Raw genomic sequence first — 11648 nt, forward strand, 5'->3', positions numbered from 1 at the left:
GCTCGTACCCCATCAAGCCCCGGTCCAACGGCGGTTTCATCGACCGAAGCTTCGCGGCTTACGCCGCTCCCACAGAAGCGGGTTATTTGCGCACTGCCAGTACGCCATCCAGCGCCAGCTCAGCTTTGAAGCCGGCCTTCTGCAGGCGCGTGGCGACTTCGCGGGGTACGTCACGGCCGCTGGTGAGCTTGTTGGGGGCGCCGGTGTAATGGAACAGACGGCCGCTTTTGCGCAGCACGCGGGCGAGGTGGTCGTAGAACACCTGTGAATACAGCTCGCCGGCAATGCCGAAGCGCGGAGGGTCGTGCAGGACGGCGTCTATCGAGGCATCGGCGATGGTTTCGATTTCCTTCGACACATCACCATGGTTCAACTGCAGGCGGCCACCGGCGTGTTCACCATCCGGATCAGGTGACCACGGGTTCAGGGTGCGCAGCCACAGCACTTCCGTGCTCTTCTCGAACGAACGGATGCCGGCCACGCCTTCATCCAGGCAGCAGGCGGCGAAGTACCCCATGCCGCCGCAGGTATCGAGCACCTGCTTGCCGCGCGGCTCCACCAGCGCCACCTTGCGGCTGGCGTCGTCCAAGGGCGAGATCTGGGCGCTGACCAGCATCTTGATGCCGTCGATCTCGAAGGTGGGGATGCCCCAGTCGGTGGGCACCAGCTTGTACAGGCCGCTGCCGAAGCGCGAGGCGGCGCTGAACTCCTCGCCATCCCAGTAGTAGATCGTGCGGTCCTTGAGCTTGGCCGGCCACGGGTAATGCTGGCCCTTGTACTGCCAGCTGTCGGCGTTGAGGCCGACGGCTTCCTGATTGCGGCCCAGGTCGAGCGAGGCGCTGAGCTCGCTGCTGCCCTTCTTCAGGGCGCTCTGTAGCTGCTCGAGCAGCGGGCGGGTGAGCAGCGGGCCGGTGTAGTGGGGCATGGGTACGAAGCTGATGCGGGGGAGGGAATGCTACCGCAGGGTGGATTTTGGGGGTTTGGTTCTTCGCGAAGAGCACCCCTCCCCAGCCCTCCCCTTGCCTGCGGCAAAGGGAGGGAGTTCTGCCCCCTCCCTTTTGCGGAGCAAAGGGGAGGGCTGGGGAGGGGTAGCTTTGGACGTTCAGGCTTTTGCCGGGAACCCTGCACCAACCAGCGCGCAGCAACCCAAGCAGGCATAATTCGCGCCCCTCATCTTGATTCTGCCTGCGCTGCCGCACCCCATCGGCCAGCGCCGGCGGCCAGCCCGTATGTCCTTCCTGCATTCTGAACTGGCGCAATGGCGCGCCAATCCCCTGCGCGAGATGTTGGCCGGAGCCGTGGCCACCTTCGCGCTGATCCCCGAGGTCATCGCGTTCTCGTTCGTGGCCGGGGTGGACCCGCAGGTTGGCCTGTTCGCTTCCTTCGTGCTGAGCATCGTCATCGCGGTGTTCGGCGGGCGGCCGGCGATGATCACGGCGGCTGCCGGTTCGGTGGCCTTGGTGGCGGCGCCGCTGATCAGTGCGCATGGCCTGCCGTATCTGTTTGCGGCGGGCCTGTTGGCGGGTGTCATCCAGATCGTATTCGGCGTGCTGCGGCTGGGCGTGTTGATGCGCTTTGTCAGTAGCTCGGTGCGCACCGGCTTCGTCAATGCGCTGGCCATCCTGATCTTCGCCGCGCAGCTGCCGCAGCTGCACGGCGCCACTGCCGCCACCTGGGCGATGCTGGCGTTGGGCTTGTTGATCATCTACGGACTGCCGCGACTGCCCCTGCCGGGCATGCGGGCGATTCCGTCGCCGCTGATCTGCATCGTGGTGCTGAGCGTGCTGGCATCGTGGCTGAAGCTGGATCTGCCCACGGTCGCCGATCTGGGCAAATTGCCGGATGCGCTGCCGCAATGGATGGGCCTGCCATCACTGCCGGTTGATCTGGAGACGCTGCGCATCATTGCGATGCCGGCCTTGGCGATCGCGATGGTGGGTCTGCTGGAATCGATGATGACGGCGCGGGTGGTCGATGAACTCACCGATACGCCGAGTTCCAAGAACAGAGAGTGCACGGGTCTGGGCGTGGCCAATATCGCCGCCAGCCTGTTCGGCGGCATTGCCGGCTGCGGCATGATCGGGCAGACCGTGGGCAACGTGAAGTACGGCGGGCGTGGTCGGCTGTCGACCTTGTTTGCCGGCGTGTTCCTGCTGGTGCTGATGGTGTTGCTGAAGCCCTGGGTTGGGCAGGTACCGGTGATCGCGCTGGTCGCGATCATGGTGATGGTCAGCGTGTCCACCTTTGACTGGCGCAGCCTGGGCGCACTGCTGCGGCATCCACGCCTGTCCGGTGTGGTGATGCTGGCCACGGTAGCGGTGACGCTGGGCACGCACAATCTTGCGGCCGGGGTTGGCGTTGGTGTGTTGCTGAGTGGTGTTTTCTTCGCGCTGAAGGTGGCGCGCCTGTTGCGCGTGGAAACGCTGGATCAGGCTGATGGCAGCCTTCGCCATGTGGTGCGCGGGCAGGTGTTCTTTGCGTCCACGGATGCCTTCATTGATGCCTTTGATCCACGCGTTGCTGAAGGGCGTGCGGTGACGATTGATCTATCTGGTGCGCAGCTGTGGGATATCACCGCGGTGGCGGCTTTGGAGAAGGTGGTCAGCCGCTATCGCCATCACGGCGTGAAGCCGCGCGTGCTGGGGCTGGACCGACAGGCACGGACGCTGATGCGGCGGGTGTTGCGCGAGGGTGAGCTGGCAGCGGATGACCCGTCTTTGTAGGAGCGGCGTAAGCCGCGAAGCCGGTGGAGCTGCCGATTACCAGGTTGATTGCAATTACAGGATCTTCTTCGGCGGATAGCTCGGTTGCTTCGCGGTTTACACCGCTCCCACAAGCGTTGGCCGCACGTGTTGCTGTTGTAGGAGCGGCATCAGCCGCGAAGCTGATGCACTTGCCGGTTGCCTGGGGAGTTTGCAATATCAGGAACTTTCTCGGCGGATGGTGCAGTGGCTTCGCGGCTTACGCCGCTCCTACAAACACCAGAGGGCTTACATCACGTCCCAGGTGTAGCCGCCGCGTTCCAGCACCGATGCGGCCAGCGATTCGACGATCTCATCTTCGTTGCGCTCCAGTCCCCGCACGTTGCGCGCCATGCGCCGGCGCGCCTGACGGGCGAACAGGCGGGCGATCTTTACCGCGTCGTCCGCTGCGGGGTGACCGGCCTGCAGCAGGCTCTCCACGCGCGACAGCACGCACAGCCCGACGAACAGGTCGATGGCGATATCGGCTACGCGCTTCTGCGCGTGCTGCTGGTCGGCGATCCTCTTGCCGTGCTTGCGCAGCAACCGGTCCGAGGCCTTGGACAGCTCCACCGTGTACTTCTCGCACAAGCGCGCCAAGGGCCGCAACGCATCATTGAGTGGTGTGCGGATACGGCCAGTGCCATAGCCGGTGGCTTCACGCACGCGGCGTCCGGCATAGTCGCTGAGCACGCCGAAGCCCTTGATCGGGTCGTTGAAGATGCCGCCGACCGCGCTCTGCAGCTCACTCAATGTCGCGCCCACACCCTTCAGGCCATTCAGTGCCACGTACAGGCGCAGGATTTCGTTGGTGCCTTCGAAGATCGACAGGATGCGCGTATCGCGGGTCATCTGCTCGTAGGGCAGTTCGCGCATGAAGCCGTTGCCGGCAGCAATCTGCAGGGCCTCGTAGCAGCTGCGCTGCACCGCTTCGCTGGCGAATATCTTGCTCATCGCCGCTTCCACCGAATAGTCGGTGCGGCCGCTGTCGATCAGGTGCGCCACCATCCACACCGTGCTTTCGGCGGCGAAGCAATCGGCGGTCATCTGTGCGATCTTCTCGCGCACCAGGCCGAACTCGGCGATCGACTGGCCGAACTGCTTGCGCTCGCTGGCCTGTGCGCAGGCCATGCGGATCAGCGCACGCATGCCGCCGACCGCACCGCCGCCCAGACCCGTGCGGCCGCTGTTGAGGATGTTCATCGCCACTTTGAAGCCCTTGCCGACCGGGCCCAGCACATTGGCCGCGGGAACGCGTACATCGCTGAAGGCGACCGTGGTGGTGGACGAGGCGCGGATGCCCATCTTGTCTTCGTGCGGGCCGTGGCTGACGCCTTCCCAGCCGGCCTCGACGATGAAGGCGGTGACCTTGCCTTCGGGCGTGTCGGTACGCGCGAACACGGTGTAGAAATCGGCGATGCCGCCGTTGGTGATCCAGATCTTCTCGCCGCTCAGCGTCCAGCTGCCGTCGTCGTTGCGGTGTGCCTTGGTGCGGATGGCCGCGGCATCGGAGCCGGCGCCGGATTCGGTGAGGCAGAAGGCCGCGATCATCTCGCCGCTGGCCAGTCTGGGCAGGTAGCGCTGCTTCTGCTCGTCGTTGCCGAACAGCAGCAGGCCCTTCATGCCGATCGAGCTGTGCGCGCCGATGGTCAGCGACACCGAGCTGTCATGGCTGCTGGTCTGGCCCAGCACGCGCGCGTAGGCACCGTTGGACAGCTCCAGCCCGCCGAATTCCTCCGGAATGATCAGCCCGAACAGGCCCATGTCGCGTAGCGCCTGGATGAATTCCGGCGGCTGCTCGGCGTCGCGGTCGTACTGGCGCAGCTCGGCGGTCTTGTCGGCCAGGAACTGGTCGATGGCATCGGTCATCGCGCCCAGCATCTCGCGGTCACGTTCACGGATCTGTGGGTAGGGGAACAGCACATCTTCGGCGATATGGCCAAAGAACAGCTGCTTGGCGATGCTTTCATCCAGGTTCTGTGCTGCAACGGTATTCACGTACGGCTCCTTGTGCTGCGAACGATGACGGCGTTTGCCCGATGATGACCCACTCTTGCCACAGGTTCACACATTCGGCGGGCACAATCGTGGAACTCGTTGTGCTCTTGTCGGTCTTTGCAGTGTGCCGATCTACCGTGACAGGGCCGGTTGTTGCCCTGCGTCGTCTTTTGCTGGAGTTGCATGCGTTCTGATCCTGCTGCCGAACCGCTATGGACCCGATTGACTGCCGGCGTGGTTGCCTTGGCGTTCATGTCCGGGCTGGTGCGTTTGCTGTTGCAGTTGCCGGAGCTGAACGTTGCACGGGAGGAAGCCCGGATCCAACTGCGCTGGTTGCTGACCTCGCCCCAAGCTGCGGCGCGTTTGCCGGCACAGCAGGCCGTGGCTTCGACGCTGCAGAATCCACCGCCTGCGCAGGCAGTGGCCAGGTTTGACCTGCCTGCGGTTGATGTACCGCCTGCGATTCCGTCGCCAGCCGTGACTGCGGCACCTGCAGCGAAGCCAGCACCAGCGCAGACGGGCTGGTCGCAGCGCCTGTATGGCAAGGACGGCAGTTTGGCGGTGCCCACCGACGGTAACGCCACGCGCCAGAAAAGTGCGGCCGAGCGGGTGTTCGAACACCGCGATGCGTTGGCCACCGGCGTCGGCGAGCGGCCGCTGGAGGAGTTGGTCTCCGGCATGTTCGAGGACAAGACGAAGCCGCCGACGTTGGGCCAGATCGGTGCCCGTTTGATCCACGGTCCGGATATCCAACCGGCACAGGCACGGCGCCCGCCCGAGGTGGCGTTCAATCCCAGCCTGCATGAGCGCAAGTCCGATCTCGGTAGCGAAGCCACCGGCGATGCCTACAAGGCCGCGCCCATCCGTTACGAGAAAGTACCGGACATGAAGGGTGAAGCCAGCCGCCGCATTCGCGTTGCGCTGGGCGCGCTGGAGCAGCGCTATCCGCGTTGCAATGGACAGCAGCGCCGGCAATGGCTTGCGCCGGTGATGACGCACCTGGATGCGCTGCAGCGCGCCGAGTACCGTTTCAACAATGGGGCCGATCCGGTGGAGGCCGAGCACAGCCTGCTCAGTGCCGCGGACAGCGCCTATGACATGGCCCGGCGCGCACTGTGGGATGCCGAGCGACGCATGAAAATGTGCACTTGAGCGGCGGTCATCCTGGGCCAGCGACGGGCTTGGCTGTCGCCATTGCCGGTTCTCGCTGAGCGGCCTGCGCGTCAGCTGCCGGACAAACCGGGACAAAACAGGACGACTTTCCTAAGTTATTGTCTTTGAATGGTTTTTCGCCGGTTTCGCATGCCTAGAATCGGGCGTCTTCCTATTCTGGTGGTGCGATGAAGTCGATCGGTCTTTTGTTCTCCACGCTGGCGCTTGTTTCGACATTCGGTTGCCAGGCAACGCCGGTGGCGGTGCCGTCGGCAGGTGTTGGTGTCGCCCCGGGGCATAGCCACGCGCTACCCAAACATGCGTTGGTTGGCTATCTGCATAACTTCGACAACGGCCAGGGCCTGTTGCCGGTGGGCAAGGTGGATGAGAGCTGGGACGTGATCGTGCTGGCCTTCGCCGATGACATGGGCGAGGGCAAGGTGGCGTTCAATCCGGATCCCGCGCTGGACCGCGCGCAGCTGATTGCCGACATCGCCGCCAAGCGTGCGCAGGGCAAGATCGTGGTGTTGTCCTTCGGTGGTGAATTGGGCACGGTGACCTTGAACACCCAGCGCGACGAAGACAATTTCGTCCGCACCACCGCCGATGCGATCAACACCTACGGCTTCGATGGCATCGATGTCGATCTGGAAAAGATCGCAGGTGTGGTGCACGGCGCGCCGGTTACGCCGCACCTGATTTCGGCGGTGAAGCGCCTGCATGGCATGTACCCGAACCTGTATGTGTCGATGGCGCCGGAGCATCCGTATGTGCAGGGCGGCATGGTGTCTATGGAAGGCATCTGGGGTGCGTATCTGCCGCTGATCGATGGCCTGCGCGAAGAACTGGATCTGCTGCATGTGCAGCTTTACAACAACGGTGGCCTGCCCACTCCGTACCGCGCTGAGAAATATCCGGGTGGCAGCGTGGACATGATGGTGGGCTCGGCCAGGATGCTGATCGAAGGGTTTGATCTGGCCGGTGGCAAGGGACGCTTTGCTGGGTTGCGTGCGGACCAGGTTGCCTTGGCCCTGCCGTCGGGTCTGCGCGCTGCAGGCAATGGTTATGCGACGCCGGTGGATATCAATCGTGCCTTCGATTGCCTGACCATGGCGAAGCAATGCGATGAGGTGAAGCCGAGCCAGCCGCATCCGGATTTCCGTGGCGTGATGACCTGGTCGATCAATTGGGATGTGGCCGATGGGCGCGCGTTCTCGGGTCCGGTAGGCGCGCATCTGCGGGCAGCGCAGGGGCGTTGATTGTGGCGGGAGCTTTTGCGGCTTTGGTTTTTGCTTGAAGCAAAAGCAAGAGCAAAAGCTCCCCTCATCCGGTGCTTCGCACCACCTTCTCCCGTGAACGGGAGAAGGAAAAAGCCACGGCCACGGCAGAAGCAACAGCAGAAGCAGAAGCAGAAGCAACAGCAGAAGCAACAGCAACAGCAACAGCAAATGCAGAAGCAGAAGCAAAAGCAGAAGCAAAAGCAGAAGCAACAGCACATACGTAGCCCGGGTAAGCGCAGCGCCCCCGGGGCTGTTGGCAGCCTATCGGAATGACCGCCAGAGCTCCGCCCACCGGTTCTGCTTGCAAGATCCAGCTCGCTGCGCGGCCAGGCAATCCGTTGGCATTCAGGTGTGTTCTCTCACTCCACCCAGAAATGCACCAGCGTCACCAACTCATCACTGCGGAACCCGGGATACAAGCGCTGCATCACCGCAAGTAATCCTGCAGGCGTGCGACAGCCAGGATCATGCTCATCGCGCAGATCGGCTTCATGCAGGGCATCAAAGGCCCGCAGCTCGGTCTGCAGTGAGATCGGGCCAATCTGGCGGCCTTCACCTCGTTCGATACACGCCTGCGCCACCCCATGCCAACGCGCGCCTCGCCGTACGCTGGTGTTGCGTCCGGTATGGAATTGAGGGTTGTCGAAGCCGAGCAAGGGAACGGTCGTCATGGGTGCTGGAAGGGGCTGGAAAGCAGGTATTCATTCTGGGCGCGATTGGCGGCTTTTTCATCACCTGCCGTTCAAACAGGCAGGCTCAGCATCGTCTCCTTGCTCACGATTGGATCTGGCCCCATGCCGCGCGCGGCCGCGCTTGTGCTGTTGCTGCTGTTGTACGGGCTGTGCGCGCCGTTGCAGGCACGCATGGTGTACCGCTGCGTGCAGAAAGGCACGGTCAGCATGGCCACTGCGCCGGAGCCGGGCTCCAACTGCAAGGTCATCGAGATAGATGACAACGCCGTGCAGACTCCCAATCTGTGGGGCAACTTCGGTGTGTTCAGCGGCACCCTGTATGAGCGTGAGCAGGATGGCAAGTTGGTTTATTCCACCCGCAACCTGCCGGGCTCGACTCCTTACCTGCGTTTCACTGTCGCCACGCCGCCGGGAGAGCCGGCCCATGAAGGTCTGGGGCGGGTAGGCACGCCGCAGTTGAACCGGCACGCCCCGCAATTCCGTGCCGCTGCCAAAGCCACCGGCGTGGATGATGCCTGGTTACGTGCGGTCGCCCATGCCGAAAGCGCATTCGATGAAAAAGCGGTGTCGCCCAAGGGCGCGCAGGGGGTGATGCAGTTGATGCCGGAGACGGCAACCGAGTACGGGGTGAGTGATCCCCTGTCCCCTGCACAGTCCATCAGCGGTGGTGCGCGCTACATGAAGTCGCTGCTGCGTCGCTACAACGGTGATCGGACTCTGGCGGCTGCCGCGTACAACGCCGGGATCGGTGTGGTTGCGCGCTATGGCGGGGTGCCGCCGTATGCGGAGACGCGGCAGTACGTGGACAAGGTGCTGGCGTTGTACGGGCGTTATCGCGAGGCGATGGGGACGGCGCCGGAGAAGCCAGCTTTGTAGTGGGTTTTCCGGGAGTGAGAGGCAAACGCAGAGCAGAGGCACCCCTCCCCAACCCTCCCCTTGCCTGCGCCAAAGGGAGGGGGCAGTTCGCGCGGTGCCGCAGCTTTGGCTTGAGCTCCCTCCCTTGCGCAGCAGGGGAGGGTTGGGGAGGGGTGCTTATGCTCTGGCTTCAGTTCTCAGCCCCAACCAGCCCAGCCTCCAGCAACCGCAACTGCTCCCAACCCACGTGATGCATCAGCTCGCGCACCACCACCAGCGCGGCGACGAAATCCGGGCGCTCGGGGATATCCAGGCTCTTTGCCGGCATCCCCGCCGCTACCTGTGCCAGCTGGTTGAATGCCCGCTCGACTTCGTCGATGTCCAGCTCACAGATCGCCTGCGGCGGATAGCCCAGCACGCCCGGCAGGGGAGCCAGCACCGCATCGGCACACTCCAATACCTCCAGCGAATCCAGGCGCAAGGCTGGAATCCATGGCATCAAGGCATCTTCGGTGCTGGCGATGGCCTGTTCCATTGCCTGCTCCGAAGGCGGAAAGTGCTGCAGTCCCGCCTCCAACAGCGAGGGCAGCGACAGTGACAGGCTGATATCCGTGCTCTGCCCAGCCTGCAGGCGGATCGCCTCTTCTTGCAGATATAGATGCATACGGTTCTCCACCATGCAGGGCTTTCGGCGGTTTCGCCGCGGGCCGTGAGCGTCTATGGTGCCGGGTCCGTCGTTGGTTGGGTGTACATGGATCGCAAACATTGGGTAATTGCCGTCATCGCCGTGACCGGCGCCGCGCTGGCTGCCACCTTCGTGTGGGCGCCGCAGGCGCCAGCGCCAGCGGGTTCGCCGCCTACACCGCTGGGCTGGCAGGCGCAGATCGAGTTGCTGGGTGGCGACGGCGTGGCGGGTAACAGCGCCGGCAAGGCCGCACAGACCCGCTTCAGTGATCCCTGGGGGCTGGCGATGGGCGGTGGCCTGTTGTTCGTCGCCGATGCCGGCGACAACAATCGCATTCTCTACCGCGGCCTTGACGGTGCCTTCCAGGTTCTGGCCGGTGGCACTGAAGGATTTGCAGACGGCCAAGGCGCGGCGGCGAAGTTCAATACGCCGTCGGGCATCGCCCTGGATGGGCAGGGCAATCTCTATGTGGCCGACACCGGCAACCATGCCATCCGCAGGATCAGCGCGCAGGGCCAGGTCACTACCCTGGCCGGTGATGGCACGCCGGGCTTCGCTGATGGCAAGGGCGCGCAGGCGCGCTTCAATGGACCAATGGGCGTGGCGGTGGCTGCGGACGGACGCGTCTATGTCGCCGATACCTGGAATGACCGCATCCGCGTTATTGCCACCGATGGCACGGTCAGCACCCTGGCCGGTGGTGCACTGCCGGGTTGGGAGGATGGGCAGGGCGCCCAGGCGCGTTTTGATACACCGACCGACCTGACGTTCGACAGCCACGGCAACCTGTGGGTCGCCGACCTGCAGAACAACGCGCTGCGCACGGTCAGCAGCACCGGCATGGTCAGTACCCGGGTTGGCATGCCCAACGCCGATCGGGTGCTGTGGGGGCCGATGACCCTGGCCATCACCCATGACGACGTGGTCTATGTTGGCGAGCGGCTGAGCGGCCGCGTGGTGCAGCTGTCACCACACGGCCATATCGTGGCCGTGGCGGGCAACGATGCCCAGCGCTTCGCGCGCCCTGCAGGGTTGGCGCTGGCGCCGGACGGCAGCCTGCTGTTGAGCGACGCCGATGCCTATCGCATCCATCACCTTGTGCCGCGCACCGCGACCACAGTGCATGTGCCGCCGCAGCTCGGGCCATCGGCCGATAACCCGCTACCCGCCAACCAAGGCCGCTGGCCACTGGCACCCCAACTGGGCTGGCATGAAGTCACCGGCACGCTGGGCGAGGTGCGTGGCAACTTCAGCGGCGAGAGCCGCCACCACCTGCACAGTGGTTTCGATGTGCGCGGTGATGTGGGTCAGACCGTGTTGGCCATCGCCAGTGCCAAGGTCAGCAGCCCGGCATCGACCTGGACGCTGGGCGGCCAGGCCGAGGGCCTGTCATTGGACAAGCTCGACTACATCCATATGAAGGTTGGTCGCGATGCATCCAATCGCGCACTGGATCCGGCGCGCATGCAGCTGGTCTACGACGAAGCCGGCCAGCTGGATCGCGTGCGTGTACGCCGTGGCACGCGCTTCCAGCCCGGTGATGCGCTGGGCAGCATCAACAACCAGGCGCATGTGCATCTCGCAATCGGGCCATCTGGTTACGAGCGCAACGCGGTACGGCTTGGCTTCTCCAACTACGCCGACCACGTGGCACCGAAGATCGACGACATCGCCCTGCTCGACAGCAACAACCAGCGCCTGATCGACAAGCTCGATGGGCGACTGCAGGTGCCACGCGATGGCGGTGGCCTGCAACTGGTGGTGGAGGCCTGGGACCAGGTTGACAACAACCTGCCGCGACGCCGGCTAGGCCTGTACAGCCTGGGTTATCAGATACTCGACGCTACTGGCCGCGCGCTGCCTGGCTACGAACAGCCGCGTACCAACATCATCTTCAACCGCATGCCACCGCAACGCGAAGCGGTGAAGCTCGCTTATGCGGCGGACAGCGGCATCACCGTGCATGGCAGCAGCAGTACCCGCTTCCGCTACGTGCTGACCAATACCGTGCGTGATGGTTTGTTGGCCAGCGGCGAGCTGCAGCCGATGGAGTTGCAGCCGGGCAACTACACGATCCGGATCACCGCGAGAGACTACAGTGGCAATGAAGCTGCGCTGGGCAGCCGGCTTGACATCAGCATTGCCCAGTGATTGTGCGCACAGCGCCTGCTCGGCAGGTGGCGAAATGGCGGGTTGCGCTGGTTGCAGGTGGCCACGGGTGGAATCACCCGTGGCCATCTCGTTT

The 11648-nt window shown here is 64.1% G+C and carries 10 protein-coding genes; 6 read left to right on the top strand and 4 right to left on the bottom strand.

Going from position 1 to position 11648, the window contains the following annotated elements; genetic code table 11:
• Positions 1 to 82: 82 nt before the first annotated feature.
• The gene (locus ACVOLI_RS09140; RefSeq protein ID WP_481534346.1) at positions 83 to 925 is read right to left on the bottom strand and encodes a class I SAM-dependent methyltransferase; all 843 of its coding nucleotides are present in this window, start codon (positions 923 to 925) and stop codon (positions 83 to 85) included.
• Between the two features lie 304 nt (positions 926 to 1229).
• Here ACVOLI_RS09140 and ACVOLI_RS09145 point away from each other — a divergent pair, with 304 nt between their 5' ends.
• Positions 1230 to 2723, top strand: a complete 1494-nt coding sequence (locus ACVOLI_RS09145) for a SulP family inorganic anion transporter (protein WP_481534347.1) — start codon at positions 1230 to 1232, stop codon at positions 2721 to 2723.
• 267 nt (positions 2724 to 2990) lie between these two features.
• Here ACVOLI_RS09145 and ACVOLI_RS09150 read toward each other — a convergent pair whose 3' ends face one another.
• A complete protein-coding gene (locus tag ACVOLI_RS09150) occupies positions 2991 to 4739 on the bottom strand; it encodes an acyl-CoA dehydrogenase family protein (protein WP_481534348.1) in 1749 nt (582 codons plus the stop codon).
• A 183-nt stretch (positions 4740 to 4922) separates the two neighbouring features.
• On the opposite strand from ACVOLI_RS09150, the gene ACVOLI_RS09155 reads away from it, so the two are divergent.
• The 3 genes from ACVOLI_RS09155 (at position 4923) to ACVOLI_RS09165 (ending at position 7395) form a co-directional block, all read left to right on the top strand.
• Positions 4923 to 5891, top strand: a complete 969-nt coding sequence (locus ACVOLI_RS09155; protein ID WP_481534349.1) for a hypothetical protein — start codon at positions 4923 to 4925, stop codon at positions 5889 to 5891.
• 188 nt (positions 5892 to 6079) lie between these two features.
• Positions 6080 to 7150: a chitinase gene (locus tag ACVOLI_RS09160; protein WP_481534350.1), complete on the top strand. Its 1071-nt coding sequence runs from the start codon at positions 6080 to 6082 to the stop codon at positions 7148 to 7150.
• A 71-nt stretch (positions 7151 to 7221) separates the two neighbouring features.
• Positions 7222 to 7395 carry a hypothetical protein gene (locus tag ACVOLI_RS09165; protein ID WP_481534351.1) on the top strand — a complete coding sequence of 58 codons (174 nt, stop codon included), beginning with the start codon at positions 7222 to 7224 and terminating at the stop codon, positions 7393 to 7395.
• Positions 7396 to 7530: 135 nt separating this feature from the next.
• Here the strand turns inward: ACVOLI_RS09165 and ACVOLI_RS09170 are convergent, their stop codons facing one another.
• Positions 7531 to 7842, bottom strand: coding sequence for an ASCH domain-containing protein (locus tag ACVOLI_RS09170; RefSeq protein ID WP_481534352.1), 312 nt, complete (start codon positions 7840 to 7842; stop codon positions 7531 to 7533).
• A gap of 123 nt (positions 7843 to 7965) precedes the next feature.
• Here ACVOLI_RS09170 and ACVOLI_RS09175 point away from each other — a divergent pair, with 123 nt between their 5' ends.
• On the top strand, positions 7966 to 8739 hold the full coding sequence (locus ACVOLI_RS09175) for a lytic transglycosylase domain-containing protein (protein ID WP_481534353.1): 774 nt from the start codon (positions 7966 to 7968) through the stop codon (positions 8737 to 8739).
• Between the two features lie 169 nt (positions 8740 to 8908).
• Here the strand turns inward: ACVOLI_RS09175 and ACVOLI_RS09180 are convergent, their stop codons facing one another.
• Complete coding sequence (locus tag ACVOLI_RS09180) at positions 8909 to 9382, bottom strand: hypothetical protein (RefSeq protein ID WP_481534354.1); 474 nt, start codon at positions 9380 to 9382, stop codon at positions 8909 to 8911.
• Between the two features lie 87 nt (positions 9383 to 9469).
• Between ACVOLI_RS09180 and ACVOLI_RS09185 the strand changes: the two genes are divergently transcribed.
• Positions 9470 to 11554 (top strand): NHL repeat-containing protein, encoded by a 2085-nt coding sequence (locus tag ACVOLI_RS09185; RefSeq protein WP_481534355.1) that lies wholly within the window; start codon positions 9470 to 9472, stop codon positions 11552 to 11554.
• Positions 11555 to 11648: the final 94 nt, after the last annotated feature.

The sequence above is a fragment of the Stenotrophomonas sp. STEN029 genome, from assembly GCF_056760015.1.